Source organism: Thermus sp. 2.9 (assembly GCF_000794385.1).
Lineage (GTDB): Bacteria > Deinococcota > Deinococci > Deinococcales > Thermaceae > Thermus > Thermus thalpophilus.
The window spans coordinates 170,369-195,521 of record NZ_JTJB01000001.1; the positions used below are offsets into that span (position 1 = coordinate 170,369).

The following is a 25,153-nucleotide window of genomic DNA, read 5'->3' on the forward strand; positions in this document are numbered from 1 at the left end:
CGCCCCGGAGGCCTTCCCGGGGCGGGTGCGTTTAGGCCAAGAGGAGCACGGGGTTTTCCAGGTAAAGGGCCACCCTTTCCAAAAGCTTCCGGGCCACGGGGGCTTCCAAGCCCGAGGCGGCCAGGACCCCTTCTGCGGAGAGGAAGAGGCTTGGCCGGCCCGTGTGGACCTCTTCCTCCCCGGCGAAGCAGAGGAGGCCCTCCCCCTCCTCGCCCCCTTCTTGCCGGAAGAGGGCGAGGAAGTTCCCCAAAGGCCTTAGCCCCACCACCCTCTCCCCCTCCAACCGGCCCAGGAGGGGCCTAAGGGGAAGCTCCAGTTCCGCCAGGGCCCGTTCCGCCCCTTTGAGCAAAAAGGGCAAGGGGTTTTCCGGCACCCCGTGGACCTGGGCGAAGGTTTTTAGGGCGTTTTGCAGGGAGGTGGGGTCAAGCCGGCGGCGGTAGACCCGAAGAAGGGTGGCCGCGGGGGCCACGGGGTTGGCGGCCGCGCCCAGGGTGGGGGCCACGGGGGGAGGGGGCGGGACCGGAACCGGGGCTTCTTCGGTCAGGAAGTCCTCCCCCGCCAAAAGTGTTTCGGGGACCGCTTCTTCCTCCGCCAGGAAGGCGGCGAGCTCTTCCTCCAGGGAACTTGGGGTCTCCGCAGGCTCCTTTTCCTCGGCCAAGAGGGCCTCGAGCTCCTCCTTCAAGGGGCTTGGTGCGGGCTCTTCCGGGGGAAGGACCAGGTCCTCCTCGAGGACGGGGGGCGGTTCCTCCGCCACCTCCAGGGCCTCCTCCTCCAGGTCCAGCTCCAGGTCCATCTCTTCCAGGACCGGCTCCAGCTCCAAGGCCTCCTCTTCCAGCTCCTCCAACTGCACCGTGGGGGTTTTGGGAGGCTCGGGGAGGAGTTCTGAGAGGTCCACCCCTTCCTTCCCCAGGGCTTCCTGGGCCCGCTTGAGGTCTTCCTCCGGCAGGACGGGGGGCGGCTCCTCCGGCATGGGGGGCAGGTCCACCTCCCCCGCCATCACCTTGGCCAAAAAGGCCAGGATGTCCCGCTCCACGATGGTCCCGTCGGGGCCCGTGCCTTGGAGGCGGCGCCAGTCTATGCCGTTCTCCTCGGCCAGCCGCCTTGCCAGGGGCGTGATCTTGGGTTCTTCCATCTTGGCCCTATGATAACAGGGTGGAAGCGCGTTTTGCCGAGCTTTTGGCCGAGTACTGCCTGGAGGCGGGCCCGGGAGAGACGGTTTTGGTGGAGGTGGAAACCCCGGCCCTTCCCCTCCTGCCTCACCTGAAGCGAACCCTGCTTCGGCGGGGGGCTTACCCCTTCTTCCGCCTGGCTTACCCCGGGGAGGGGCGGGACTTCCTCCTCCACGGAGGGGCATGGTTGGAGCGGGTTCCCGAGGTGGAGTGGGCCCTTTACGAGAAGGCGGACAAGTTCCTTAAGGTCCTTTCCGCGGAGAACCCCTTGGAGATGGCCTCCTTGGACCCAGAGCTTTCCCTAAAACACCAGCGGGCCTGGCGGCCCTTGCAGGAGGTGCGGCTTGGGAAGCGCTGGACCCTCACCCTCTACCCCACCGTGGGCTACGCTGTGGGGGCGGGGATGGGCACGGGGGAGTTCCGGGCGTACCTCGAGGGGGCCCTCTTCCTGGACCGGGAGGACCCCGTGGCCGCCTGGCGGGACCTTTCCCGCTTCCAGGAGGGCTTGATCGCGCGGCTTGCCCAAGGGAAGGAACTCCGCATCCTAGCCCCGGGCACGGACCTCACCCTTTCCGTGGCGGGGAGGGTCTGGATCAACTCCGACGGGCGGCGGAACATGCCCTCGGGGGAGGTCTTCACCGCTCCCGTGGAGGACAGCGCCGAGGGCGAGGTGCGCTTCAACCTCCCCGCCTTCGTGGGGGGGCGGAGGGTGGAAGGGGTTTACCTCCGCTTTGCCCGGGGCGTGGTGGTGGAGGCCCGCGCTGAGGTGGGAGAGGACTACCTGCGAAGCGCCCTGGCCACGGACGAGGGGGCGAGGCGGCTTGGGGAGGTGGGAATCGGCACCAACTTCGGCCTCACCCGGCCCACGGGCCTCATCCTCCTGGACGAGAAGATGGGGGGCACGGTGCACCTGGCCTTGGGGCAAAGCTACCCGGAAACGGGGGGCAAGAACCGAAGCGCCCTCCACTGGGACCTGGTGCTTTCCCTGAAGGAAGGCCGGCTCCTCCTGGACGGCGAGCCCCTCCTGGCCGAGGGGCGCTTTGTGGGCCTCTAGAGGTCCTTCCGCTCAAAGAGGAGGGCCGCCAGGAAGGCGAAGCCCAGGGTGTAGATGAGAAGGAGGGAAAGCCCAAGCCCCGCCGCCTGGGGCCGCAGGTGTAGGTCCAAATAGGTGGTGAGGAGGAAGGGCGTTAGGGCGGGGAAGGCCACCAGGAGGCGCATGAGGAGCAGGGTGGCCACCGCCGCCAGGGCGCTTGCCGTGGTGGAGAGGAAGAGGGTCCCGTAAAGGAGGGCCAAGGCGGCCAGGGGCACGAGGACCGCCCCCGCCAGGAGGTGCGCCCGGAGGAGTTCCCCTAGGGCTTCCCCCGGGGTGAGGAGCCCGGTGCCGGCAAACCCCCCTTCCCCCAGGCCCGTGCCGCCGAAGAAGGGGCCAAACCCGTGGGGTAGGCCCGCCAGGAGGCTTCCCAGGAAGCTCGCCGCCAGGAGGACGAAGGGGTAGAGGAGGACGGCGAGGAGCTTGCTCAGGAGGAGGAGGCTTCGGGGAAGGGGCCTGAGGAGGAGGGTCTTGAGCGTGCCCTGGGCCACCTCGCTTCCCAAGGACTCGCTCGCCGCCATGACCACCAGGAAGGGGAAGAGAAACTCCATCCCCGCCAGGAGGCTCAAGGAGACCACCTGCCACCCCGAGGCCAGGACCAGGCCGTAGACCTCCTTGAGCCCGGGGGCCAGGGCCCAGAGGAAGGGGAGGAGGAAGGCGAAAACGAGCCCCAGGGCCACGGAACGCAACCGGAAAAGTTTGTAAAGTTCAAAGAAAAAGAGCCTAAGCATGCTTCACCCGCTCCTGGTAGTAGCTCCTGAGGTCAAAGCGCTCGGCATGGAGGGCCTTCACCCGGTAGCCCTCCGCGAGGAGGGCCTTGAGCGCCGCTTCCGGGTTCCCCTCAAAGAGGATGGCGCCCCCCTGGAGCCGCGCCTGGGCCACCTGGGGGAGGGTCTTGAGGAGGGCCAAGGCCCCTTCCAAAGGGTGGGCCTCGAGGCGGTACACCTCCCGCCCGGAAAGCGCCACCTCGTCCAAAAGCCTTCCCCCGCCCAGGATCCCCACCTTGTGGGCGTACTGGCTCACCTCCTGGAGGTGGTGGGTGGAGAGGAGGACCGCCACCCCTTCCTGGGAAAGCTCCTTTAGGAGGCCGTGGACGAGCTCCACCCCTTCCGGGTCTAGGCCGCTGGTGGGCTCGTCCAGGATCAGGACCTTGGGCCGGTGGAGGATGGCCGCCGCCAGGCCCAGGCGCTGCCGTTGCCCCAAGGAGTAGCTTCCCACCTTCTGGTCCGCCACCGCCAGAAGCTTCAGGCGGGCCAGTACCTCGCCGATGCGCCCTTCCTCCCTCACCCCGGCCAAGTAGGCCTGCAGGTGGAGGTTCTCCCGCCCCGTGAGGTAGGGGTAGAAAGCGGCGGGCGCCTCTACCACCGCCCCCAGGTGGCGCCGGGCCGCGGGGTTTTTGTGCACGTCCTCCCCCAAAAGGATCGCCCGCCCTTCCGTGGGGAAGGCCAGGCCCGTCACCAGGCGGATCAGGGTGGTCTTGCCCGAGCCGTTGGGGCCCGCCAGGGCGTAGACCTCCCCCGGGGCCACCGTGAGGCTCACCCTTTCCAAGACGGGCTTGCGCCCGTAGCGCTTGCTCACGCCCTCTGAACCCGGACAGACACATATGAGACTGGACGAGTAAAAATGTGGGGACCACTCCAAGAGAGAGGAGGTCCCCACGGATGCAGCTTACCACGGTTGGCAAAGAGGTTTTGCGGGGAGCGCGGAAGGCCCGGGAACTCCAAGAGGCCGGGGCCGGCGATCCCACGGTTCAGGACCGCTTACGGAAGCTCAAACAGGTGGAGGCGCTCAGGAAATACCGGGTGGGCTGGCCCGAGATCCAGGAGCTTTTGGGGATCAGCCGGGCCACCTATTACCGCTGGCGGAAACGCCTCAAGGAAGAGGGCCTTGCCGGTCTTAAGCCTCGGTCAAGACGTCCTCAGCGCTTGCGGCGGAGGATTTACTGGTCTTCCGATCTGCTGATCCGGGTGGAAGCCCTAAGGAAGGAGAACCCCACCTGGGGCCGCTGGCCGATTTGGCTGACCCTAAGGAAGGAGGGCTTTGCGGTGAGCGAGCGCACCGTGGGGCGGATCCTGGCCTACCTGGAAGGGAGCGGACGCGTGGAGAGCGTGGCCAGTTTTTTGGCCAGGAGGGGAAGGGGAAAGGGAAGGGGAAGGCCAAGGAGGCCCTATGCGCAAAGGAAGCCCAAGGGATACGAGGTGGGTCACCCTGGCGACCTTATCCAGGTGGATACCCTCACCGTGACCCTGGGTCCTGGGGAGAGGATCCAGCACTTCTCGGCCGTCGACCTCTTCACCCGTTTCTCCCTTGCGGAAGTCCACACCCGAGCCACGGCCAACCTGGCGGCCAGCTTTCTTGCCCGCCTGATGGTGCGAGCGCCTTTTCCTATTCGTGCGGTGCAGGTGGATGGGGGCAGCGAGTTTATGTCCGATTTTGAGGAGGCCTGTGAACGTTTGGGCGTTAAGCTCTTCGTTCTTCCTCCGAGGAGCCCCAAGCTCAATGGTCACGTGGAGCGGATGCAGCGGACCTTTAGGGATGAGTTCTACACACGGCCGTTGCCTTCACAGATCCCCGAGCTCCAAAGGGAGCTTGACGCCTACCTGGACCACTACAACCGCCGGCGACCCCACCAGGCCTTGGGGGGCCTGGCCCCTTTAGAGTACCTGGCTAGAATACGGGGGGAGGCGGTCCCCACAGAGTCTCAAATGTGTTGACCGACTACACCCTCTAGCCTCAGGGCTTCCATGGGTGCTATACTACCCAAGCCCCCGGTCCAGCGCGGCGGGCCGGGCGTGAACCGGGTCAGGTCCGGAAGGAAGCAGCCCTAAGCGCCCAGGTCCGGGTGCCGCTGGGTAGCCGGGGGCGAGTTATCCACAGGGTTATCCACAGCCGTCCACGCCCTTGGCCAGAGGTTCTTGTGAAAAAAGCGCCCTTCCGAAGGGCGCTTTCCTTTACCCTTCTCGCCGCTTGGCCACCCGGGCGGCGCCCATTTCCACAAGGCGGCATACCTCCTCGGGGGTGTACCCCGCTTCCAAGAGGACGGCCTCCGTGTGCTCGCCCAAAAGGGGTGGGGGGTGGGGGGCCTGGCGGGGGTGCGGGAGAGGAAGCGCAAGGGGTTGGCCAGGGTGGGGAGGGTCCCCAAAAGGGGATGTTCCAGGGTCCAGACCGCTCCCCGGGCCTGCGCCTGGGGGTCCTGGAAGGCCTCGGCCAGGTCGTTCACCGGGGCGGCGGGGATGCCCGCCTCCTTGAGCCGCTCCAGCCAGTGGGCCCGGGGGCGGGTGCGGAGCACCTGGGCCAGGGTTCTTTCCACCTCCTCCCGCCCTTCCACGCGGCTCGGGTTGGTGGGGAAGCGCGCCGCCAAATGGGGAAGCTCTAAGACCTGGCAAAGCCTCCCAAACTGCTCGTCGTTCCCCACGGCGAGGACCAGCCACCCGTCCGCCGCCGGGAAGGCCCCGTAGGGGACGATCTGGGCGTGGGCGTTGCCAAGCCTTTGTGGGGGTCTTCCCGTGAGAAGGTAGCTTTCCCCCAGATTGACCAGGGCGAAGAGGCCCACGTCAAAGAGGGAGAGGTCCACGTGCTGGCCCACGCCGCTTCGCTCCCTTTCCCAAAGGGCGGTGAGCACGGCCACCGCCCCCATCATCCCCGTCATCACGTCAATCCAGGCCACCCCCACCTTCATGGGGGGGCCTTGGGGCTCCCCAGTGACGGACATGATGCCGGTGTAGCCCTGAAGGGCGGCGTCGTAGCCAGGTTCCTTGGCCCGGGGCCCGGTGTGGCCGAAACCGGTGAGGGAGAGGTAGACGAGCCTGGGGTTCAGGGCCTTTAAGCTTTCGTAGTCCAGGCCGTAGCGGGCGAGGTCCCCTGTTTTGTAGTTTTCCACCAGCACGTCCGCCCCCTGGGCCAGGCGCCGCACCGCCTCCTGGCCTTCTTTGCGCTTCAGGTCCAGGACCACGCTTTTCTTGCCCCGGTTCACCGAGAGGAAATAGGCGCTTTCCCCCGCGGCGAAGGGGGGGCCCCAGCCTCGAGTCTCGTCCCCCCAAGGGGGTTCCACCTTGATGACCTCCGCGCCCAAATCGGCCAGGATCATGGTGCAAAGGGGCCCCGCAAGCACGCGGGAAAGGTCCAGGACCTTGATGCCGGAAAGGGGTCCCATGGGGGCATCCTAACCCTTTATAGTGGGGGCGTGGGCCGCTTCCTCAAGCACCTTTTCGTCTTCGCCGTCCTCCTTTTCATCGCCCTCCCCTTCCTCTGGATGGCCTACGCCGCCTTCATGCCCAAGGAGGCGGTGTACTCGGGGGAGCTTTTCTCCCGGGTGGGCTTCAGCCTGGAAAACGTCCGCGCCCTGGCCAAGGAGGGTTTCTGGGATCGGCTTCTCTTCTCCTTGGGCCTCTCCGCGGGCGTGGTGGCCCTGCAGCTTTTCACCGCCCTTTTGGCCGCTTACGCCCTCCGAGCGGGGCTTGGGCTTTTGCCCTTTTACCTTTTTCTCATGGCGGTGCCGGCGGAGCTCCTTCTGGTCCCCCTTTACGGCGTTCTCCAGGGGCTTGGCCTTTTGGATACCCTTTTCGCCCTGGTTCTTCCCTTCGCCGCCAGTCCCTTTGTCATCTATCTGGTCTACCAGGCCATGCGGGGGGTGCCGGAGGAGCTTTTGGAGGCGGCCTGGCTGGATGGGGCGGGGCATAGGGTGCTCCTCTTCCACATCCTCTTCCCCTTGGTTCGGCCCACCTTGGTGGCTGCGGGGGTGCTCGCCTTCGCCGCCCACTGGAACCTGGTCCTTTACCCCAGGGTGGTGGTTTCGGACCCGAGGCTTTGGACGCTCCAGACCTGGCTCACCGACCTGCAGCGCAAGTACCCCACGGACTGGGGCCTCCTCTCGGCGGCGGCCCTTTTGAGCGTCCTGCCCATCGCCCTTTTGTACCTCCTTTTTGAGCGGCGGGTGGTGGCCACCTTTGAGGAGGGGCTAAAGGGCTGAGGTGCTATCCTGAGGGCGAGGGGTGAAAACGCATGCGGGCCCTACTTGCGGGGCTGCTTCTCTTCTTGGCGGGGTGCCTGCCCGTGGCGGTGTTGCGGGACCCGGAGCCAGTGCGGGGGGTGGCCTTCAGCGTGGGAGGGAGCCTCTTCCCCAGCCTTTCCCCGGGGAGCCAGTACCCGGTTTGGGCCTTGCCCTACGTGGCCTTGGCCCAAGGGGACGGGCGGTGGGAGTGGAACCTTTCCCTCCAGTGGAGCCTGCGCCTGGGGGGCAAGGTGGCCTTGGCGGAGGGGTTTAGCCTGGACGGCGGCCTAAGCCTGTGGCCTTCCGGGGAGGGACAGCGGGCTTTTAGCGCCGATCTGGGCCTTCTCCTGGGCGGGGGGGGTGGTACCTTTCCCCTCGAGGCCACCTGGCCTTGGACTGGGACGGCAACCTGGGCCTGGCCCCCCAGCTGAGCCTGGGGTACAGGGGGGAAGGCTGGCTTTTGGAGGTGGGCTACGGACCCTTCAGCCCTTACCTCGCCTTGGGCCTTCGCTTTCAAAGCGTGCCCTGAGGGCTTTTAGCCGCTCCCTTACCCGTTCTTCCCAGCCCTCCCCCGTGGCTTCAAAGAGGCGGAGGGCCTCGAGGCCCTCGGGCAGGTAGCGCTGGGCGAAACTCCCTTCCGGGTCCTCGTGGTAGTAAGCGTAGCCTTGGCCGTGGCCCTGGGCTTTGGCCAAGGGGGTGGGGGCGTTGCGCAGGTTTAGGGGCACAGGGGCATCGGGGTGGGCCTTGGCCGCTTCCTCCGCCTCTTGCCAGGCGGTGTAGAGGCTATTGGACTTGGGGGCCAGGGCCAGGTAGACCGCCGCTTCCACCAAGGCGAGCTCCCCCTCCGGACTGCCCAAGGCCTCGTAGGCCTCCAGGGCCGCCACCGCCAGGCGGAGGGCCAGGGGATCGGCCAAGCCCACGTCCTCCACCGCCACCCGGATAAGGCGGCGGGCCACGTAGCGGGGGTCCGCCCCTCCCTTGAGGAGCCTTGCCAGGTAGTAAAGGGCGGCGTCCACGTGGCAGCCCCTCAGGCTTTTGTGCAGGGCGGAGGTGAGGTCGTAGAAGTGGTCCCCTTGGCGGTCCATGGCGAAGCGCTCGGCCCCCAGGGCTTCCCGCACGCTTTCCCGGCTCACCTCGCCGAAAGCGGCGGCGAGCTCTAAGGTGTTCAGGGCGAAGCGGGCGTCCCCCCCGCCGCCTGGGCCAGGAGCCTCAAGGCCGCTTCCTCGTAAGGGGTGCCGGGAAGGCCCCGGGGGTCCTCGAGGGCCCGCTTGAGGAGGGCGAGGAGGTCCCCTTCGGAAAGGGGGCGCACGGGGAGGAGGCGGAGGCGGGAGCGCAGGGCGGGGGTGAGGAAAAAGGCGGGGTTTTCCGCCGTGGCCCCGATGAGGGTGAGGAGGCCGGATTCCAGGTGGGGAAGGAGGGCGTCCTGCTGGGCCTTGTTGAAGCGGTGGATCTCGTCTAGGAAAAGCAGGAGCCCCCCCTCCTCCCGCGCCCGCTCCAAAGCCTGCCGCACCTCCTTAAGCCCCGCCTCCACGGCGGAAAGCCGGAGAAAGGGCTGGCCCATCCCCTCCGCCAGGAGGCGGGCTAAGGTGGTCTTGCCCGTGCCCGGGGGGCCGAAGAGGACCATGGAGCTTAGGCGCTTGGCCTCCAGCATCCGCCTTAGGAGGCCCCGTTCCCCCGTGAGGTGGGGCTGGCCCAGGACCTCGTCCAGGCTTCTCGGCCGCAAGCGTTCCGCTAAGGGTTCCACCTTCCCATGCTAAGGCGGGTGTAAGGAAGGCGTGGTAGCCTTGGGGGGAGCATGCGCTGGCTCTTCTTGCTTCCTTGGCTTCTTTTCCTCCTGGGCCTTTTGCCCCTGGCCCAGGGGGAACCTTTAGGCCAGGTGGAAAGGGGGCTTACCCTTTTCGTGGTGGGCCTCCTCCTGGCGGCGGTGGCGAGCCTTTATTCCCGGTTCCCCGTGGGCTTTCGGGTGCAGTTCGCCTTGGTGCTGGGGCTTGGCCTTTTGGCCTTGACCCTCGCTTTAGAGAGCGCCTTGGCCTTCACCGGGCGGGAAGGCTCCCTCTACACCGCCCTATCTGGGGCCTTGGGAGCGGCCACATTAGGGGCGGCCTTCTTCCTGGGCACGGGGCGGGAGGCCCCCCTGTTGCCCGCCTTGGAGGGGGTGGGGACGCGGGAGGACCTTTTGCGCCTGGCCGGGGCCTTGGAGGGGCTAGCCCTAAGGCGGGAGCTGGTCTTGGTCTACTTCTCGGCCCCCTTGCCCCCGGAGCGCTTGGTGCGGGAGCTTCGCCGAGGGGACCTGGCCTTCCGCCTGGAAGGTGGATATCTTTTGGTGCTCCAGGGGGGGCGCCCAGAGGACGCCGCTGGGCTTCTCAAGCGGCTTAAGGAGCGGTTTCCCCTGGCGGCCTATGCCGTGGAGCGCTGGCGGGGAGGGAGCTTAGAGCGGGTTCTCGCCCGCCTCGAGGCGGAAAGCCTCCTGCAGACTTAGCGGTGTAGCCTCCTTCCGCCTACACCGCTTGGGGGTGTACGGGTTTTGCCTTTAGCTTGGGGCGCCTTGCCCGCTTGGGGGCTACCCTTAAGGCCAAGGAGGTCAGCCATGGAGCAGGCCAAGGAGATCAGCCAAGCGTGGCAGGAGGCTTTGGAAACCTACGGGGAGCGGGAAGAGGAGTAAGAAGGCCGGGCCTTTTGGCCCGGCCTTAACCGCTAGACCAGGCGGCTACGGAGCCAACTGGAAGCGAAGTCAATCAGGTTTACCACCAGGACGATGGCGATGATGCCAATTACCATTTGGTCGTAGTGGCCAGCGTCCATGGCTCCCTTGATGAAAAAGCCAATACCCCCCGCCCCCACCAGGCCGAGGACGATGGACACCCGGAAGTTGATCTCAAACCGGTAGAGGGTGTAGGAAACAAAAAGGGGCAGCACCTGGGGCAGAATGGCCCAGCGCAGCACGTTGCTGCCACTGGCTCCCACGCTTTCCAAGGCTTCTATGGGGCCTTTGTCCACGTTTTCAATGGCTTCCGAGTAAAGCTTACCCAGATCGGCGATGGAGTGGATGGCCATGGCCAGGACCCCGGCAAAGGGGCCAAGGCCCACCGCCGCCACCAGGATGAGGGCCAGGATCAAGGTGTCTACGCCCCGGTCCACGTTGTAGAAACCGCGCATGAGATAAAAGAGAAGGCGAAGGACCGGGTTTTTGAAGGTGAGGTTGCGGGCGGCTAGGAAGCTGGTGGGTAGGGCGAACAGGGCGGCGAGGAGGGTGCCCACCAGGGCGATTTCCACCGTGAGGAGCATCTCGCTGGCCACGCTTTGCAAAGGGTAGATATCGTGCTGGGGCTGGGCCAGATTGGGAGGCCAGGCCCGGTCCAGGAAGTTGACCAAGAAGGGCCAGCCCTTTACCAGCTTGCCCAGGTCAAACTCCGTGGCATCAAAGGCGGGGAAGATGCTCAAGGCCACGGCGGCCATCACCCCTCCTTGGCGCAGGTCGCCGGGCTCTTCCAACCCGGGCCGGAAGACGAGCCAAAGCCCAGCGCCGAACAAGACACCCAGGAAAAGGAGCAGGGCCACCGCCCCATACCTAAGGGCGGCGGGCTGGAGGAGGCGGTACCCTGCCTGGGCTACCTCCTGGGGCAGCCTTCCCTCCCCCAGGCCTGAAAGGTCTTGGATGGGCTTTAGCGGGGGAAGGCCGATTTCCTGGCGGACCCGGTTGAGCTCCTCGAGGCCCTGGTTAAAGGCCTGGACCAAGGCTTCCTCGGCCCCCGGCTCCGCCGGCAGGACCAGCTTGTAGTAGGCCCCCATCCGGGGGAAGTAGGTGTGCCCGGTGGGCGAGTTCAGCCAAGAAAAGGCACCAAACCCCAGCGCCACCCCCAAGGGAAGCCAGAGCCAGGCCCGCTTCCGCTGCCCCCAGGCCAGGGCGAGGAAGGGTATGGCCAAGGCCAAGGCGGCCACCCCTTCCATGAGGCCCGGTACAGGGCGGAGCTTAACCAGGTGGGCGTGCCCGTCCAGGAAGCTGAGGAGGGCGAAAAGGCCGAGCCCTCCTCCCAGGAGCCCCCCGAGCCCCGCCACCCGGCCCCCGAAGTGGGCCAGGGCCAAGGCCAAGGCGGCGGCCAAAGGCACCAAGGCCAGAAGAGGGTAGGCGGGAAGGAGGGCGGCCAGGGTTGGCTCCAGAGCTTCCCGGGAAAGGTACCCCACCGCGCCCACCAAGGGGAAGGCCGGGCTCGCCACCAGGATGCCTAAGGCCGCCGCCACCAGGTACCGCCGCACCGAACCCCGGCCAAGGCCTAAGAGCCCAGCTAGGGATAGGCCCGCGGCAAAAAAGGCCAGGCTCATAGCGCCTCCAGGTTGCCCGAATAGACCTGGCGCTCCACCTCGGGGGTTAGGGCTTCCACCGGGCCGTCAAAGACCAAGCGCCCTTTGTTGAAGGCCAAGATGCGCCGGGCGTAGCGCCGGGCCAGCTCCAGCACGTGGATGTTCACCAGGACGGTGACCCCCTTTTCCTCGTTGTACTCCTTGAGGATGCCCAGGATCACGTCGGAAAGGCGCGGGTCTAGGCTCGCCATGGGCTCGTCCGCCAGGATGAGCTCGGGTTCCTGGGCCAGGGCGCGGGCGATGGCCACCCGCTGCTGTTGTCCTCCGGAGAGCTGGTCGGCCCGGGCGCGCTCCTTGCCTTGAAGCCCCACCCGCTTAATCTGCTCCAGAGCGATGGCGGTGTCCTCTTCCCGGTAGAGGCCTAAAAGCCCCTTCCACGTGGGCAAGTACCCCAGTCGGCCGTGGAGCACGTTGTCCAGCACGGTAAGGCGTTGGACCAGGTTGAACTGCTGGAAAATGAAGCCCACCTTGCGGCGGAAAGCCTGGAGCTCTTTGCGGGAAAGGCGTGTGACCTCCACCCCGCCCACCCATACCTCCCCGGCGGTGGGCTCCACCAGGCGGTTTAGGGTGCGCAAGAAGGTGCTCTTGCCCGCCCCGGAGAGGCCGATGATGGCCACGAAATCCCCCTTGGGGATGGAAACGCTGGCCCCGGAAAGGGCCTGGGTGCCGTCGGGGAAAACCTTGCTCAGGTTGCGGACCTCAATCATGGTTTTCGGAAAAAAGCCCCCAGGGGGTCCTGGGGGCCGGAGGGAGGGGCTGTTCACTTGTCCTGGCCGGATATCCGGCGGGCTTCCCGCACCACGTCGTAGTCGCTGTCCTTGGCGGGGATCATGTAGTCAATGCGGTAGAGGTTCTGCAAGAGGTTGCACTGAGGAGCTTTGCAGCGCTGGATGGCGGCGGCGATCCCCCGGGCCAGGTTGGGGTACTTGGCCAGGAAGTCTTTGGCCACGGAGAAGGTGTCCCCGGGGATGGGCTTGGAGTAGAAGATGGCCGTGATCTGGCGGGCCTCCTCCGGCTTCAGGTACTGCGTCCAGGCCCCGGACTTGTTCTTGTCATCGTTGGCGAAGGTGGCGGCGGCGTCCACGGACTTGTTGAGCACCGCCAGCACGGCGGCGTCGTGCTTGCCGGCGAAGACCTGTTTGGCGAAGAAGGTATCGGGGTTGATGCCCCGGCTCACCAAAGCCGCCCGCGGGAAAACGTAGCCGGCGGCGGAGAGGGGGTCCACCCAGGCGATGGTCTTGCCTTCCAGGTCCTCAATCCGCTTGACGCCGGAGTCCTTGCGCACGATGATGGCCGACCAGTAGTAGGGGTTGCCGTTCCGCACCGACTTCAAAAGGACCTCGGCCCCGGCTTCCCGGTGGGCCAGGACGTAGCCGTCCGGGGGGAAGAAGGCGAACTCCAGCTTGCCCGCCTTCATGGCCTCAATAAGGCCGCGGTACTCCGTGGGGACGAAGATCTCCACCTCCACCGTGCCCTTGAACTCCCGCTCAATGTAGTCGGCGATGGCCTGGGCCGCCGCCTTGAGCTGGTCGGAGTTCTGGGTGGGGTTAAAGCCGATGCGCACCTTTACCGGGGCTTGGGCCAGGCCCACGCCAAGGCCCAAAAGGGCCAGGGTGAGGAGCAGAAAACGCTTCACGGGGCGATTCTACACCGGCTTGGGGCCCGTGGCTACTTCCCCACCAGGCGCTTGCGCTTGGCCGGGTCCAGGACCCTTTTCCGCAGGCGGAGGCTTTTGGGGGTGACCTCCAGGAGCTCGTCCTCGGCTAAGAACTCCAGGGCCTCCTCCAGGGAGAGCTTTCTTGGGGGGATGAGGCGGATGTTCTCGTCGGAGCCCGCGGCCCGGATGTTGGTGAGCTTTTTGGCGGTGGTGACGTTCACCTCCAGGTCGTTTTCCCGCACGTGCTCCCCCACGATCATGCCCACGTAGACCTCGGTGCCCGGCTCAATGAAAAACTGCACCCGTTCCTGCAGGCGGTGGAGGCTGTAGGCGGTGGCCACCCCCGCTTCCATGGCCACGGCGCTCCCCGTGGCGCGGGTGGGGATGGGCCCGGCCTCGGGGCCGTAGCCGTGGAAGGTGTGGCTCAGGATGCCCTCCCCCCCGGTGAGGGAGAGGAAGAGGCTCCGGAAACCGAAAAGCGCCCGGGCGGGCAGGATGAACTCCGCCCGCACCCGTTCGCCCGATTCCATGTGGACCATCTCCGCCCGCCTCTGCCCCAGGGCTTCCATCACCGCCCCAAAGCGGTCCTTGGGGGCTTCCACCACCAAGCGCTCGTAGGGCTCGAGGCCATCCTTCAGGAGGACCCGGGGCTGGCCCACGCTGAACTCGTACCCTTCCCGGCGCATGGTTTCCAGGAGGATGGCCAGGTGGAGCTCCCCCCGCCCCCTTAGCTCAAACACCTCAGGGGCCACCTCCAAAGCCTGCAGGGCCACGTTGGTGCGAAGCTCCCGTTCCAGCCGTTCCTTGAGCTTTTGCCCCGTGACGTACTTCCCCTCCCGCCCGGCGAAGGGGGAGGTGTTGGCGCTCAGGGTGAGGGCCACGGTGGGCTCGTCCACCGCCAGGCGGGGCAGGGCCTCGGGGGCCTCGAGGCTCGCCAGGGTGTCCCCGATCTCCGCCCCCTCCACCCCGGCCAGGGCCACGATGTCCCCGGGAAGGCTTTCCTCCACCTCCACCCGCTCCAGGCCCTGGTGGGTGTAGACCGCCGCCACCTTGGCCAGGACTTGGCCCCCCTCCTTCAGGACGGCCACCGTCTCCCCCTTGCGCACCCGGTCCCGGGCCACCTTGCCCACCGCCACCCGGCCCAGGTAGGGGGAGTGGTCCAGGTTGGCCACCAAAAGCTGCAAAGGGCCTTCCGTCCAGCGGGGCGGGGGCACGTGGTCCAGGATGGTCTGGAAAAGCTCCGCCAGGTCCTCCCGGGGCTCTTCCCGCCAGGCCCTCCCCTCGCGCCCGACGGCGTAGAGGTAGGGGAAGTCCAGCTGCTCCTCGGAAGCGCCTAGCTCCACCATGAGGTCAAAGGTGAGGTTTAAGACCTCGTCGGGGCGGGCCTCCTTCTTGTCCACCTTGTTCAGGACCACGATGGGCTTGAGGCCGGCCTCGAGGGCCTTCCTTAGGACGAAGCGGGTCTGGGGCATGGGGCCTTCCGCCGCGTCCACCAAGAGGAGCACCCCGTCCACCAGGGAAAGGGCCCGCTCCACCTCCCCCCCGAAGTCCGCGTGCCCCGGGGTGTCCACGATGTTCACCTTCACCCCGCCCCAGACCACGGCGGTGTTCTTGGCCAGGATGGTGATGCCACGCTCCTTCTCCAGGGCGAAAGAGTCCAGGATCCGTTCCCCCTCCTCCTTCTTCAGGGCCTTGGCTTGGTGGAGCATGGCGTCCACCAAGGTGGTCTTGCCGTGGTCCACGTGGGCAATGATGGCAATGTTTCTAATCTCCATGGGCGCACCCAATCCCCCCACTCTACCACGGGAAGGCGCGTAGGATAAGGGCATGGTGGTGGCCACCTTCTCCCTGGTGGCCCGGGACCCCAAAACCGGGGACCTGGGCGTGGCCGTGGCCAGCAAGTTCCTGGCGGTGGGGGCGGTGGTGCCCTTCGCCAGGGCCCAGGTGGGGGCCATCGCCACCCAGTCCTACGCCAACCCCCGCTTTGGCCCCCAGGGCCTGGCCCTTCTGGCGGAAGGGGCGAGCCCGGAAGGGGTCTTGGAGGCCTTCCGCCGCACCGATCCCCACTTGGAAAGGCGGCAGTTCGGCTTGGTGAGCGCGAGGGGCGAGGCCCTAAGCTTTACCGGGAGCCTTTGCCACCCCTGGGCCGGGGGGGTGGTGGGGGAGGGTTTCGCCGCCCAGGGCAACCTCCTGGTGGGCCCCGAGGTGGTGGAGGCCATGGCGGAAACCTTCGCCCGGGAAAAGGACCTCCCCTTTCCCGAGCGGCTCCTTTGGGCCCTGAAGGCGGGGGAGGCGGCCGGGGGGGATAAGCGGGGCCGGCAGTCCGCCGCCCTTTTGGTGGTGGGGGAAGGGAAAGGGTACGGGGGGCTTTGGGACCGCTACATAGACCTGCGGGTGGACGACCATCCCGAGCCCCTAGGGGAGCTTTCCCGCCTCCTTTCCCTCCACCGCCTCCTCTTTGAAAGGCCCAAGGCCCGGCGCCCCTTGCGGGAGGAGGAGGTGCGCTGGCTCCAGAAGGTGCTCGGGGAGCTTGGCCTTTACGCCGGGGAGGCCCACGGGGCCTTTGACCGGGAAACGGAGGAGGCCTTTTTGGCCCTCATCGGCATGGAGAACCTGGAGGAGCGCTACCAAGGGGGTCCTGAGGTGGACGAGGCCACCCTGGACCACCTCAAGCGGAGGTACGGGTGGAACTAGGCGCTGGGGGCGTGGTCTTCAACGCCAAGCGGGAAGTGCTTCTTCTTCGGGACCGCATGGGCTTTTGGGTCTTCCCCAAGGGGCACATAGAGGCGGGGGAGAGCCTGGAAAGCGCGGCGGTGCGGGAGGTGTACGAGGAAACCGGGGTCCAGGCCGTGGTCCTGGGCCCCCTTTACCCCACCCGCTACGTCAACCCCAAGGGGATAGAGCGGGAGGTGCACTGGTTCCTCATGCGGGGGGAGGGGAAGCCCAGGCTGGAGGAGGGCATGACCGGGGCCGGCTGGTTCGCCCCCGATGAGGCCCGGGCCCTCCTCGCCTTCCCCGAGGACCTGGGGCTTTTGGAGGTGGCCCTTGAGCGTTTACCGCTTTGAGGACAAGCTTCCCAAGGTCCACCCCACCGCTTTCCTCGCCCCCGGGGCCTACGTGGTGGGGGCGGTGGAGGTGGGGGAGGGGGCTTCCCTCTGGTTTGGCGCCGTGGCCCGGGGGGACTTGGAAAGGGTGGTGGTGGGCCCCGGCACCAACGTCCAGGACGGGGCCGTCCTCCACGCCGACCCGGGCTTTCCCTGCCTCTTGGGGCCTTCCGTCACCGTGGGCCACCGGGCGGTGGTCCACGGGGCGGTGGTGGAGGAGGGGGCCCTGATCGGCATGGGGGCCATCGTCCTCAACGGGGCCAGGATCGGCAAAAACGCCGTGGTGGGGGCGGGGGCGGTGGTGCCGGCGGGGATGGAGGTGCCCGAGGGGATGCTGGCCCTGGGCGTCCCCGCCCGGGTGGCGCGCCCCGCCGACCCCCCCGCCAACGCCCCTCGGTACCGGGCCTTGGCGGAGCGCTACCGCAAGGGGCTTTTCCCCGTGGACCCACCTAGGCGCTACCGGCTCACCCTCAGGGGCCAGGACGCCCTAAACCCCTTTAGCGAGCTCCACTTGCGGCTCAAGCGGCAAAAGCGGGAGGCTTTGGAGGCCCTGCGCCAGGTGGCCCAGGGCTTCCCCTTGGCGCCGGAAGCGGCCTTGCCCCTCGTGGAGGAGGGCCTCATCGTTCCCGAGTGAGCCCGGGGCCACAAAAAGAGGGGGAAAAAGGGAGCACCATGGAGCGCAAGATGGTGGAGATTGAAGAAACCGGCCTTTCTTTTGAAACCGAACTGGACCTGGACCGTCTCAAGGCCCTGGCCTCGGAGTGGCTTCAGGCCATCGGGGAGGATCCCAACCGGGAAGGGCTTTTGAAGACCCCGGAGCGGGTGGCCAAGGCCTGGGCCTTCCTCACCCGAGGCTACCGCCAGGACCTGAAGGAGGTGGTTAACGGGGCTGTCTTTCAGGCGGAGGGGAGCGAGATGGTGGTGGTGAAGGGTATAGAGTTCTACTCCCTCTGCGAGCACCACCTCCTCCCCTTCTTCGGCGAGGTGCACATCGGCTATATTCCCAACGGCAAGATCCTGGGGCTTTCCAAGTTCGCCCGCATCGTGGACCTCTTCGCCCGCCGCCTCCAGGTGCAGGAGCGCCTGGCGGTGCAGATCGCCGAGGCCATCCAGGAGGTCCTCGAGCCCCAGGGGGTGGGGGTGGTGGTGGAGGGGGTCCACCTCTGCATGATGATGCGGGGGGTGGAAAAGCAGCATTCCCGCACCCTCACGAGCGCCATGCTGGGGGTTTTCCGGGAAAGCCAGAAGACGCGGGAGGAGTTCTTAAGCCATCTGCGGTAGGGGCTAGCGCCGCCAAAAATACTCCAGGAGGTTGAGCAGGAGGGTGAGGAGAAGGGAAAGGAGGAGGGCTGAGGTGAGGGGGATGTACACCCGTAAGCCCTCCCGCTCTATACGGATATCCCCCGGCAGGTGGCCGAACCAGGCGAAGAGCTTGGGGAAGTAGAGGAGAAGAATTCCCAAGGCCACAAGGAAAAGCCCAAGGTAAAGGAGCGCCTTACCCAGTTCCATCCCGCACCTCCAAGTAGGCGGTGAGGGCGGCCCCCAAGAGCCCGGCGTCTCCCCCGAGCTCGGCCTTGCGCAAGGGGGGTACCTCCCAGCCCGCCAGGTAGTGGCGGTAGGCGGCGTGGAGGGCCTCCCAGTAGCCCTCTGGGGCGTTTAGGGCGAGCCCCCCGCCCACCACCACCGCCCCCGGGTCAAAGGCCTTGACCAGGCTGGCGAGGCCCAGGCCCACGTAGTGGGCCGCTTGCAGGAGGATGCGCCTGGCCTTGGGGTCGCCTTCTTGGAAGAGGGCGAAAAGCTCTTGGTTGCTGAGGGGGCGGTGGTAGGCGTAAGCGGCTTCCCGCTCCAGGGCCCGCCCGGCGGCCAGGGCCTCCAAACACCCCTCCAGCCCGCAGCCGCACATGGGCCCCCCGGGGAGGAGGGTCATGTGGCCCAGCTCGCCGCCTTGGCCCCTTTCCCCCCGGAGCACACGGCCCGCCAGGACCACCCCGCCCCCGATGCCGGTGGAAACCGTGAGGAAGAGGGAGCTTGTTTCCCCCTTGGCCGCCCCCAGGTGGTGCTCGGCCAAGGCGGCGGCGTTGGCGTCGTTTTCCAGGTGGACGGGCTTGCCCGTGGCCTCTTGCAGAAGGTCCCGGATGGGAAAGTCCACCAGGCCGGGGATGTTGGGGGTGAAGCGGATGATCCCCTTGCGGAAGTCCAAGGGCCCCGGGGTGCCGAGGCCAAGGGCCACCCCTGCCACCCCCGCTTCTTCCTCCGCCTTCTGGGCCGCTTCCGCTAAGGCCCGCACCACCGCCATCCCCCCCTCCTTGGGGGTGGGGAGGACCACCTTGGAAAGGAGCTTTTCCCCGTCAAACACCCCGGCGGCGATCTTGGTCCCCCCGAGGTCCAGGCCCACCACCCTCATGGCGCCTCCTCAGCCAAGACGGCCTCGGCCTCGCCCCAAAGGGCCTCGGGCACAAAGAGGGCCACGTCCCCCATGTAGGTGCCCAAGGCGGCCTCGGGGAGGCCGGCGAAGGGGGTTTCCAGGAGGACGGGGATGCCCCGGGCCTCGAGGCGGGCTCTAAGCCCCTCCGCCACCGGACGGGGGGCGGTGAGGAGCTTGGCGTATGGGGTTCCGGCTACCGTGCGCCGTTCCATAGGGCCTCCACTAAGCGGGCGTAGGCTTGGCCGGCGGCCTCCACCTGGGAGAGGAGGATGTGCTCCTTGGGGGTGTGGGCCAAGGCGGGGTCCCCCGGCCCCAGGCCCAGGACCGGGGCCTTGGCCCCCAGGTAAGGGGCGTCGGTGGTGAAGGGCCAAAGGCCCGCCCCATCTTGGCCCAGGGCCTTCAGGGCCGCCTGGAGGAGGGGGTGGTCCTCCGGCAGGCGGTAAGGGGGCCAGAGGGCGGGGATATTCATCCGCACCTCCCCCGAGGCCCGCTCCTCTTCGGGGATGTAGACCGAGGCGCTTCCCAGGGCCTTCAGGCGCTCCAAAAGCCCGTCCAGGTTCGCCTCGGGCTCGTAGCGCACGTCCAGGTAGAGCCGCACCACCCCGGGGGTCTGGTTGGTGGCTCCGGGGTAGGTGTCCACCCGGGTGGGGGTGAGCTTGATCCCCGAGGGCAAGGGGAGCTCCTTTAAGGCGGTTAGGTACTCCGCCAGGTCGTAAAGGGGGTTTTCCCCGGAGGCCAGGGCGGCGTGGGCCTCTTCCCCTTCAAAGTCCGCCCAGACCTCGGCCCGGCCCCGGTGCCCCCGCATGAGCCTTCCCCCCGAGGGCTCCCCCAGGATGAAGGCCAAGGGGTTAAGGCGGGCGGCGGCGTAGCGGCTCCCCAGGCCCCCCACCTCCTCCTGCACCACCGCCAAAAAGCGCACCCGGCCCCGGAGGGGGGCCTTGGAAAGCGCCTCCAAGGCCAGGAGCATGGCCACCAGGGCGCCTTTCATGTCCACCGCTCCCCGGCCGTAGAGCCGCTCGCCCACCACCGCCCCTTGGGGGTGAGGCCAGTGGGCGGGGTCCCCCACGGGCACCACGTCCATGTGCCCCGCGAGGACCACCTCGGGCTCCTTCTCCCCCAACAGGGCCTCCACGTTCCCCGCCTCGTCCAAGGTGGCGGGAAGGCCCAAGGCCTTCAGGGCTTCCAGGAGAAGCCCTGCCACCTCCTCTTCCTTCCCCGGAAGGCTTTCCGCCTGGACGAGGCGGGAAAGGAGCTTCACCCAGTCCACGCCCCTATCCTACACCCCGGGAAAGCCCCGCCTGGTAAAGGGCGATGCCCAGGGCCACGGAGGCGTTCAAGGACTCCGCCTCGGGCCGGATGGGGATGCGGAAGAGCTCGTCGCAGGACTCCCGCACGAGCCGCCGCATCCCTTCCCCTTCCGAGCCCACCACCAAGGCCAAGGGCCTTTGGAAGTCCAGTTCTTTGGGGGTCTTTTCCCCCCGCAGGTCCAAGCCGTAGATCCAAAGCCCCCTTTCCTTGAGCTCCTTCAGGGTACGGGGGAGGTTTTTCACCTTGATCACGGGAAGCTTGAGGGCGGCCCCGGCGCTGGCCTTGAGGGCCAGGGGGGAGAGGGGGGCGGCCCGCCGTTCCTCGGAAACCACCCCGTGGGCCCCGAGGGCCAGGGCGCTCCGGATCATGGCCCCGTAGTTCCTGGGGTCGGTGATCCCGTCCAGGACCACGAGAAGGGGAGATTCGCCCCGGGCTTGGGCCAGGAGGAGGGCGTCTTCCAGGGTGGCGTAGCTGGGCGCCTCCACCTCCGCCGCCAGGCCCTGGTGGTGGGTCGTGCGGAGGAGGGTGTCCAGCTCTATCCGGGGGACGAGTTCAAAGGGGGCCCCAAGACGCTCCAGTTCCCGTAGGAGCCAGGCCTCCACGCCCTTGGCCACCAGGACCCTCCGGGCGCGGCCTTCCCGGATGGCCTCGAGGACCGGGTTCCTCCCGTAGATCCACATGGCCCGAGTCTACGCCGTATGATGAGGGGGAAGGAGGCCTTATGTACAAGACCATCCTTATGCCCACGGACGGGAGCCCCTGCAGTTTCCAGGCCCTGGAGCACGGCCTCGCCTTGGCCAAGGCCTTGGGGGCCAAGGTGCACTTCCTCTACGTGCTGGAAAACCCCGCCCAGGCCATCTGGATCGCCCCCGAAAGCGTCCCCTACGGCCTTGAGCTTTTGGAGGACCTGAGGAAGGCGGGAGAGGAGGCCATCGGGAAGGCCCTGGCCCTGGCCCAGGAGAAAGGGGTGGAGGCCACGGGGGAGGTGAAGGAGGGTACCCCCATCCCCACCATCGTGGAGGCGGCCAAGGGGTTTGACCTCTTGGTCATGGGCACCCACGGGCGCACGGGGCTGGACAAGCTCCTGCTGGGCTCGGTGACGGAGGGGGTGCTCCACCGGGTTTCCGTGCCGGTTCTGGTGGTGCGCTGCCGCTAGATGCGCCTTCTTTCCGTCTTCGTTTCCTCCAGGCTTTCCCCGGAAGACCCCCTTTACCCCAGGCTCGTGCGCTACGGGGAGGTGCTGGCCGAGGAGGGGTTTGGCCTGGCCTGCGGCGGGTACGGAGGGGGGATGGAGGCCCTGGCCCAAGGGGTGAAGGCCAGGGGGGGTGTGGTGGTGGGGGTCACGGCCCCCGGCCTCTTCCCCGAGCGGAAAGGCCCCAACGCCCACGTGGACCTGGAGCTTCCGGCGGCGAGCCTTCCCGAGCGCATCGGCCGGCTTTTGGACCTGGGGGTGGGGTACCTGGCCCTGCCCGGGGGGGTGGGCACCCTGGCGGAGCTCGTCCTCGCCTGGAACCTCCTCTACCTGCGGCGGGGCTTGGGGCGGCCCCTGGGGGTGGACCCCTACTGGCTCGGCCTCCTCAAGGCCCACGGGGAGATCGCCCCCGAGGACCTCGCCCTCTTGCGGGTGGTGGCGGACGAGGAGGACCTGCGCCGCTTCCTGAGGAGCCTATGAGCGAAACCCTGGTGGTCTACGTGCCCGACCTGGGCCAGGGGGCGAGCTTCTACCAGGCCCTGGGCCTGGCCCTGGAGGAGCTCGTTCCCCTCGAGGCCTTGCTGGTGCCGAAGGAGGGGCCCCTTCTCCTCCTCCGGCCGGGGAAGGGGGGGTGGAGCGCGGACCGGGCCGGCCCCGGCCCGAGGGGCAGGGCTTCGCCCGGCTCCGCCTGGAGGAGGGGCGGCTCGTCTTCCTGGTGGAGAGCCTCGCCCACGAGCGGCTTCGCCTGGCCAAGTATGGCCTGGCCTACCGGGAGGCGGGGGACCACCTCCTCCTCTTTGACCCCGGGGAGAACCCGGTGGTGGTGCGGGAGGGCTGATGCGGCTTTGGCTTTTGGACCTGGACGACACCCTCCTCGTGGACCACGGGGTGACCCGGGAGGTGCTGGAGGCCCTGGGGGCGGAGGCGGGGGTGGAGGGGCTGTACCCCGCGGTGCGAGCGCGGGCCGAGGCCCTTTTTCGGGAGGCCCCCTTTTACCCTTGGGCGGAAAGGATCGGGCACTCGGCCCTGGAAGCCCTTTGGGCCCGCTACACCACCCCGGGCCTGGAAGACCTAGCCGCCTGGGCCTGGCCCTTTCGCGAGCGGGTCTTCCGCGAGGCCTTGGCCGCCTTGGGGGGACCGGTGGAAAGGGCCCGGGCCCTGGCCGAGGCCTTCTTCCAAAGGCGGCGCCGCTACCCCCTTTTCCCCGAGGTGCCGGAGTTCTTAGAGGCCCTGCGGGCCCGGGGGGCCTTCCTCGCCCTCCTCACCAACGGGGTCCCCGACCTGCAGCGGGAGAAGCTCGCGGGCTCGGGGCTAGGGGAGGCCTTTGACCTCACCCTGGTTTCGGGGGAGGTGGGGTGGGGCAAGCCCGACCCCAGGCTCTTTCGCATGGCCCTTTGCGCCTTCTCGGTGCGGGCGGAGGAGGCGGTGATGGTGGGGGATAACCCAGAGCGGGACATCCGGGGGGCCCTGGCGGCGGGGATTTATGCGGTCTTCGTGGACCGGGGCCACCGCCCGCCCGACCCCCGCTACCCCGCCCACCTGGAGGTGAAGGACCTCAAGGAGGCCTTGGCCCTCCTTTCGTGAGTCGCTTCACAGGGGTCCTGGAGTCTTTCCGGTAGACTCCCCCCATGCACGAGGTGCTCCTTTTCCTCCATGGCTGGGTGCGTTGGTTCGTCCTCCTCTTCGGCCTCCTTACCCTCCTCCGGCCCGAGCCCCGCTTGGGGGCCTTCTTCGCCCACACCCTCACCCTGCAGGTGGTCCTGGGGGTGGTGTTGGCCTTTACGAGCCCCCTCTTCCAAGGGGCCTTGGCCAACCTACCCGCGGTGATGGCGGCGGGGGGTGAGGCCCGCTACTTCGTGGCGGAGCACTGGGTGGGGGGGCTTGTGGCCTTGGGGCTAGCCCACGCCGGGCTCGCCCAGGCCCGAAAGGGGAAGCCCCGGGCCCGGCTCCTCTTTGGCCTCGCCCTCCTGGTCCTCCTCCTTTCCATCCCCTGGTTCCGGCCCCTGTTCCGGCTCTAGGTAGGCTAAGGCGGCGTAGCCCACCACCCGCGCCCTATCGCCCCCCGCCTCGGCGCTGGTGGCGTAGGCGAGGAGCTTCGGCCTCCAGTTCCAGGACCGGGCCAGGTGGGTGAGAGCGGCCCAAGGCAGCCGGCCGCAGGCCTCGGCCCGGGCCAGGCCCTCCGCGTCCAGGGCCAAAGCCTTCTCCAGGGTCCTCCCGTCCCGAAGGCGGGCCACGGGGTCGGGGTGGTAGTGGGAGAGGTCGCTGCTCGCCACCAGGAGGTCCTCGGGGCCCACCAGGGGGCGGAGGGCCTCCGCCGCCTCCTTGGGGTCCACCTCCCCAAAGAGGAGGGGGAGGATGGGGGTTTGGGGGAGGAGGCGCTGGAGGAAGGGGAGGAGGACCTCGAGGCTATGCTCCTCCCGAAAAGGCGCCTCGTACGCCAAGAAGGGCCTGCCCAGGGCGAGAAGCCCCTCCACCCCTTCCCGGTCCACCGCCACCTCTCCCAAGGGCGTGGCCCAGGCTCGGTGGGGGAAGAAGGCCACCCCCAGGAAGGGAACGAAGTGGCTTGGGCCGAGGAGGAAGACCCGCCTTGCCCTGCCCCGCCAAGCGGAAAGGGCCCGGAAGCTCTCCGCTATCGCCTTTCCCGCGTAGCGGTAGCCGGCGTGGGGGGAAAGGGCGCCCCGCACCCCCGGGAGGGGTGGGGTCTTGGCCTCTTGGAGAAGGCTTTCCACCTCCTCCTGGAGGGCCGCCGCCGACCCCGGGTAAAAAGAGCCCGCCACCGCCGGCTTCCTCACCATACCCCGGGGATCCTCCGCCCGCACCCCGGGCAGACCCCGGGGGTTTCCCAAAGGGCCTCCACCCGGAAGCCCCGCCGCCTGAGGAGGAGCCGGCCGCAGTCCGGGCAGTGGGTGGAGCTCCGTTCCTCGTCCAGGACGTTTCCCACGTAAACGAAAAGGAGCCCCTCCTCCTTGGCGATCTCGTGGGCCCGCGCCAAGGTGGCGTGGCGCGTGGGCTTCAGGTCCAGCATGCGGTAGTCGGGGTGGGCGGCGGTGAGGTGCCAGGGGATCTCGGGGGAAAGCCCCTTGAGGAAGCGGGCCATGGCCCTAAGCTCCGCCTCGCCGTCGTTGTACCCTTCCAGGAGCAGGGTGGTCACCTCCACCCAGACGCCGAGGCCCACCAGGTACTCCAGGCTTTCCAGCACCGGCTTGAGCCGGGCCCCGCAGATCTCCCGGTAGAACTTCTCCGTGAACCCCTTGAGGTCCACGTTGGCGGCGTCCAGGTAAGGCCCTATGTAGTCCCAGGCTTCCCGGGTTTCAAAGCCGCTGGTGACGAAGACGTTCTTCATCCCCCGGGCCTTGGCGAGGCGGGCGGTGTCGTGGGCGTACTCTATCCAGACGGCGGGCTCGTTGTAGGTGTAGGCGAGAAGCCTTACCCCCAAGGCCTCCGCCCTTGCCACCAACCGCTCGGGGGGCCAGTCCTCCCCCACGAAGCGGTCCAAGACGCCCTCCGGGCTTACCTGGAACTCCCGGAACTGGGAGATTTGCCAGTTCTGGCAGAAAGCGCAGAAGAGGTTGCACCCCACGGTGCCCACGGAGAGGATGGCCTCCCCGGGGTGGAAGTGGTAAAGGGGCTTCTTCTCCACTGGGTCCAAGTGGACCGCGGCGGCCTTGCCGTAGGTGACCAGGTAGAGCTTGCCCTTCAGGTTGCGCCGCACCCCGCACTTCCCCGCCCCGCCTTCGGGGATGGCGCAGTAGTGGGCGCAGGCCCGGCACTGAACGAAGCCCTTGGGCAGGGGGCGCTTTAGGTCCGCTTCCCTGAGCGTGGCCAGCGTCATTTCATAGGCTTCTAATCCCAGGATACC

General features: G+C 67.8%; 26 protein-coding genes, 1 other RNA gene and 3 pseudogenes. 14 read left to right on the forward strand and 16 right to left on the reverse strand.

The features are described from left to right. Window positions 1-31: 31 nt before the first annotated feature. A complete protein-coding gene (locus tag QT17_RS00925) occupies window positions 32-1,132 on the reverse strand; it encodes an E3 binding domain-containing protein (RefSeq protein WP_039455321.1) in 1,101 nt (366 codons plus the stop codon). 20 nt (window positions 1,133-1,152) lie between these two features. On the opposite strand from QT17_RS00925, the gene QT17_RS00930 reads away from it, so the two are divergent. After that, entirely contained in the window at window positions 1,153-2,223 is a 1,071-nt protein-coding gene (locus QT17_RS00930; RefSeq protein WP_039455323.1) for an aminopeptidase, read from the forward strand. Here the strand turns inward: QT17_RS00930 and QT17_RS00935 are convergent. Next, on the reverse strand, window positions 2,220-2,990 hold the full coding sequence (locus QT17_RS00935) for an ABC transporter permease (protein ID WP_039455325.1): 771 nt from the start codon (window positions 2,988-2,990) through the stop codon (window positions 2,220-2,222). The genes QT17_RS00930 and QT17_RS00935 overlap by 4 nt on opposite strands. After that, complete coding sequence (locus tag QT17_RS00940; protein ID WP_039455478.1) at window positions 2,983-3,864, reverse strand: ABC transporter ATP-binding protein; 882 nt, start codon at window positions 3,862-3,864, stop codon at window positions 2,983-2,985. Before QT17_RS00940 ends, QT17_RS00935 begins: the two co-directional genes overlap by 8 nt. Window positions 3,865-3,920: 56 nt before the next feature. Here QT17_RS00940 and QT17_RS00945 point away from each other — a divergent pair, with 56 nt between their 5' ends. Continuing rightward, entirely contained in the window at window positions 3,921-4,973 is a 1,053-nt protein-coding gene (locus tag QT17_RS00945; protein WP_008633893.1) for an integrase core domain-containing protein, read from the forward strand. Window positions 4,974-5,024: 51 nt separating this feature from the next. Next, window positions 5,025-5,125, forward strand: an RNA gene (ffs, locus tag QT17_RS13145) — signal recognition particle sRNA small type. An 85-nt stretch (window positions 5,126-5,210) separates the two neighbouring features. On the opposite strand, the pseudogene QT17_RS00950 reads toward ffs, so the two are convergent. Then, a pseudogene (locus QT17_RS00950) lies at window positions 5,211-6,412 on the reverse strand (CaiB/BaiF CoA transferase family protein). Window positions 6,413-6,442: 30 nt separating this feature from the next. On the opposite strand from QT17_RS00950, the gene QT17_RS00955 reads away from it, so the two are divergent. Next, the gene (locus QT17_RS00955) at window positions 6,443-7,228 is read left to right on the forward strand and encodes a carbohydrate ABC transporter permease (protein WP_039455332.1); all 786 of its coding nucleotides are present in this window, start codon (window positions 6,443-6,445) and stop codon (window positions 7,226-7,228) included. A gap of 32 nt (window positions 7,229-7,260) precedes the next feature. Next, window positions 7,261-7,680, forward strand: a complete 420-nt coding sequence (locus QT17_RS13535; RefSeq protein WP_052155131.1) for a hypothetical protein — start codon at window positions 7,261-7,263, stop codon at window positions 7,678-7,680. Window positions 7,681-7,731: 51 nt separating this feature from the next. On the opposite strand, the pseudogene QT17_RS00965 reads toward QT17_RS13535, so the two are convergent. Beyond that, window positions 7,732-8,993 (reverse strand): annotated as a pseudogene (locus tag QT17_RS00965) (replication-associated recombination protein A). 51 nt (window positions 8,994-9,044) lie between these two features. On the opposite strand from QT17_RS00965, the gene QT17_RS00970 reads away from it, so the two are divergent. Further along, window positions 9,045-9,728, forward strand: coding sequence for a hypothetical protein (locus tag QT17_RS00970; protein ID WP_039455333.1), 684 nt, complete (start codon window positions 9,045-9,047; stop codon window positions 9,726-9,728). 215 nt (window positions 9,729-9,943) lie between these two features. Here the strand turns inward: QT17_RS00970 and phnE are convergent, their stop codons facing one another. From phnE to typA, 4 genes are read right to left on the reverse strand one after another with little or no spacing between them, the layout of a single operon-like run. Then, a complete protein-coding gene (gene phnE / locus QT17_RS00975) occupies window positions 9,944-11,569 on the reverse strand; it encodes a phosphonate ABC transporter, permease protein PhnE (RefSeq protein ID WP_039455335.1) in 1,626 nt (541 codons plus the stop codon). After that, window positions 11,566-12,315 (reverse strand): phosphonate ABC transporter ATP-binding protein, encoded by a 750-nt coding sequence (gene phnC, locus QT17_RS00980; RefSeq protein ID WP_039455336.1) that lies wholly within the window; start codon window positions 12,313-12,315, stop codon window positions 11,566-11,568. Before phnC ends, phnE begins: the two co-directional genes overlap by 4 nt. 53 nt (window positions 12,316-12,368) lie before the next feature. Further along, the gene (locus tag QT17_RS00985; protein ID WP_039455338.1) at window positions 12,369-13,244 is read right to left on the reverse strand and encodes a phosphate/phosphite/phosphonate ABC transporter substrate-binding protein; all 876 of its coding nucleotides are present in this window, start codon (window positions 13,242-13,244) and stop codon (window positions 12,369-12,371) included. A gap of 32 nt (window positions 13,245-13,276) precedes the next feature. Next, complete coding sequence (gene typA, locus QT17_RS00990) at window positions 13,277-15,040, reverse strand: translational GTPase TypA (protein ID WP_039455339.1); 1,764 nt, start codon at window positions 15,038-15,040, stop codon at window positions 13,277-13,279. Window positions 15,041-15,092: 52 nt separating this feature from the next. Between typA and QT17_RS00995 the strand changes: the two genes are divergently transcribed. Genes QT17_RS00995 through folE form a run of 4 tightly spaced genes read left to right on the forward strand, consistent with a single transcriptional unit; the run spans window position 15,093 to window position 17,650 of the window. Next, on the forward strand, window positions 15,093-15,959 hold the full coding sequence (locus QT17_RS00995; protein ID WP_039455341.1) for a DUF1028 domain-containing protein: 867 nt from the start codon (window positions 15,093-15,095) through the stop codon (window positions 15,957-15,959). Next, complete coding sequence (locus tag QT17_RS01000; RefSeq protein ID WP_039455343.1) at window positions 15,950-16,330, forward strand: NUDIX hydrolase; 381 nt, start codon at window positions 15,950-15,952, stop codon at window positions 16,328-16,330. The genes QT17_RS00995 and QT17_RS01000 overlap by 10 nt, the downstream gene beginning before the upstream one ends. Beyond that, a complete protein-coding gene (locus QT17_RS01005; RefSeq protein WP_039455345.1) occupies window positions 16,311-17,003 on the forward strand; it encodes a gamma carbonic anhydrase family protein in 693 nt (230 codons plus the stop codon). Before QT17_RS01000 ends, QT17_RS01005 begins: the two co-directional genes overlap by 20 nt. Before the next feature lie 38 nt (window positions 17,004-17,041). Next, entirely contained in the window at window positions 17,042-17,650 is a 609-nt protein-coding gene (gene folE / locus QT17_RS01010) for a GTP cyclohydrolase I FolE (RefSeq protein ID WP_039455481.1), read from the forward strand. Window positions 17,651-17,653: 3 nt separating this feature from the next. On the opposite strand, the gene QT17_RS01015 is transcribed toward folE, so the two are convergent. Genes QT17_RS01015 through rlmB form a run of 5 tightly spaced genes read right to left on the reverse strand, consistent with a single transcriptional unit; the run spans window position 17,654 to window position 20,782 of the window. Further along, on the reverse strand, window positions 17,654-17,878 hold the full coding sequence (locus QT17_RS01015) for a DUF2905 domain-containing protein (RefSeq protein WP_039455347.1): 225 nt from the start codon (window positions 17,876-17,878) through the stop codon (window positions 17,654-17,656). Beyond that, entirely contained in the window at window positions 17,865-18,773 is a 909-nt protein-coding gene (locus QT17_RS01020; RefSeq protein ID WP_039455349.1) for a glucokinase, read from the reverse strand. The genes QT17_RS01015 and QT17_RS01020 overlap by 14 nt, the downstream gene beginning before the upstream one ends. Next, window positions 18,770-19,006 (reverse strand): hypothetical protein, encoded by a 237-nt coding sequence (locus tag QT17_RS01025; RefSeq protein WP_039455351.1) that lies wholly within the window; start codon window positions 19,004-19,006, stop codon window positions 18,770-18,772. The genes QT17_RS01020 and QT17_RS01025 overlap by 4 nt, the downstream gene beginning before the upstream one ends. Next, window positions 18,988-20,061 (reverse strand): M20 family metallopeptidase, encoded by a 1,074-nt coding sequence (locus QT17_RS01030; RefSeq protein WP_039455353.1) that lies wholly within the window; start codon window positions 20,059-20,061, stop codon window positions 18,988-18,990. Before QT17_RS01030 ends, QT17_RS01025 begins: the two co-directional genes overlap by 19 nt. 4 nt (window positions 20,062-20,065) lie before the next feature. Next, complete coding sequence (rlmB, locus tag QT17_RS01035; RefSeq protein ID WP_039455355.1) at window positions 20,066-20,782, reverse strand: 23S rRNA (guanosine(2251)-2'-O)-methyltransferase RlmB; 717 nt, start codon at window positions 20,780-20,782, stop codon at window positions 20,066-20,068. A 41-nt stretch (window positions 20,783-20,823) separates the two neighbouring features. On the opposite strand from rlmB, the gene QT17_RS01040 reads away from it, so the two are divergent. From QT17_RS01040 to QT17_RS01055, 4 genes and pseudogenes are all read left to right on the forward strand, one after another. Further along, complete coding sequence (locus tag QT17_RS01040; protein ID WP_039455357.1) at window positions 20,824-21,258, forward strand: universal stress protein; 435 nt, start codon at window positions 20,824-20,826, stop codon at window positions 21,256-21,258. Continuing rightward, the gene (locus tag QT17_RS01045) at window positions 21,259-21,774 is read left to right on the forward strand and encodes an LOG family protein (RefSeq protein WP_039455359.1); all 516 of its coding nucleotides are present in this window, start codon (window positions 21,259-21,261) and stop codon (window positions 21,772-21,774) included. Continuing rightward, window positions 21,771-22,132: pseudogene (locus QT17_RS01050) on the forward strand (hypothetical protein). The gene QT17_RS01045 and the pseudogene QT17_RS01050 overlap by 4 nt, the downstream one beginning before the upstream one ends. Further along, on the forward strand, window positions 22,132-22,878 hold the full coding sequence (locus tag QT17_RS01055) for an HAD family hydrolase (protein WP_039455361.1): 747 nt from the start codon (window positions 22,132-22,134) through the stop codon (window positions 22,876-22,878). Before QT17_RS01050 ends, QT17_RS01055 begins: the two are co-directional and overlap by 1 nt. A 311-nt stretch (window positions 22,879-23,189) precedes the next feature. Here the strand turns inward: QT17_RS01055 and amrB are convergent, their stop codons facing one another. Both amrB and amrS read right to left on the reverse strand, forming a co-directional pair. Next, window positions 23,190-24,089, reverse strand: a complete 900-nt coding sequence (gene amrB / locus QT17_RS01065) for an AmmeMemoRadiSam system protein B (RefSeq protein ID WP_081995744.1) — start codon at window positions 24,087-24,089, stop codon at window positions 23,190-23,192. Next, window positions 24,083-25,126 (reverse strand): AmmeMemoRadiSam system radical SAM enzyme, encoded by a 1,044-nt coding sequence (amrS, locus tag QT17_RS01070; RefSeq protein WP_039455365.1) that lies wholly within the window; start codon window positions 25,124-25,126, stop codon window positions 24,083-24,085. The genes amrB and amrS overlap by 7 nt, the downstream gene beginning before the upstream one ends. Between the last annotated feature and the right edge of the window lie 27 nt (window positions 25,127-25,153).

Coding starts and splice junctions, on each gene's coding strand:
- phnE (WP_039455335.1), bottom strand. CDS start 11,569: ATGAGCCTGGCCTTTTTTGCCGCGGGCCTATCCCTAGCTGGGCTCTTA.
- QT17_RS01045 (WP_039455359.1), top strand. CDS start 21,259: ATGCGCCTTCTTTCCGTCTTCGTTTCCTCCAGGCTTTCCCCGGAAGAC.
- rlmB (WP_039455355.1), bottom strand. CDS start 20,782: ATGTGGATCTACGGGAGGAACCCGGTCCTCGAGGCCATCCGGGAAGGC.
- QT17_RS01040 (WP_039455357.1), top strand. CDS start 20,824: ATGTACAAGACCATCCTTATGCCCACGGACGGGAGCCCCTGCAGTTTC.
- QT17_RS00925 (WP_039455321.1), bottom strand. CDS start 1,132: ATGGAAGAACCCAAGATCACGCCCCTGGCAAGGCGGCTGGCCGAGGAG.
- phnC (WP_039455336.1), bottom strand. CDS start 12,315: ATGATTGAGGTCCGCAACCTGAGCAAGGTTTTCCCCGACGGCACCCAG.
- typA (WP_039455339.1), bottom strand. CDS start 15,040: ATGGAGATTAGAAACATTGCCATCATTGCCCACGTGGACCACGGCAAG.
- QT17_RS00970 (WP_039455333.1), top strand. CDS start 9,045: ATGCGCTGGCTCTTCTTGCTTCCTTGGCTTCTTTTCCTCCTGGGCCTT.
- QT17_RS13535 (WP_052155131.1), top strand. CDS start 7,261: ATGCGGGCCCTACTTGCGGGGCTGCTTCTCTTCTTGGCGGGGTGCCTG.
- QT17_RS01055 (WP_039455361.1), top strand. CDS start 22,132: ATGCGGCTTTGGCTTTTGGACCTGGACGACACCCTCCTCGTGGACCAC.
- amrS (WP_039455365.1), bottom strand. CDS start 25,126: ATGACGCTGGCCACGCTCAGGGAAGCGGACCTAAAGCGCCCCCTGCCC.
- QT17_RS01020 (WP_039455349.1), bottom strand. CDS start 18,773: ATGAGGGTGGTGGGCCTGGACCTCGGGGGGACCAAGATCGCCGCCGGG.
- QT17_RS00995 (WP_039455341.1), top strand. CDS start 15,093: ATGGTGGTGGCCACCTTCTCCCTGGTGGCCCGGGACCCCAAAACCGGG.
- folE (WP_039455481.1), top strand. CDS start 17,042: ATGGAGCGCAAGATGGTGGAGATTGAAGAAACCGGCCTTTCTTTTGAA.
- QT17_RS01015 (WP_039455347.1), bottom strand. CDS start 17,878: ATGGAACTGGGTAAGGCGCTCCTTTACCTTGGGCTTTTCCTTGTGGCC.
- QT17_RS00945 (WP_008633893.1), top strand. CDS start 3,921: ATGCAGCTTACCACGGTTGGCAAAGAGGTTTTGCGGGGAGCGCGGAAG.
- amrB (WP_081995744.1), bottom strand. CDS start 24,089: ATGGTGAGGAAGCCGGCGGTGGCGGGCTCTTTTTACCCGGGGTCGGCG.
- QT17_RS00935 (WP_039455325.1), bottom strand. CDS start 2,990: ATGCTTAGGCTCTTTTTCTTTGAACTTTACAAACTTTTCCGGTTGCGT.
- QT17_RS01025 (WP_039455351.1), bottom strand. CDS start 19,006: ATGGAACGGCGCACGGTAGCCGGAACCCCATACGCCAAGCTCCTCACC.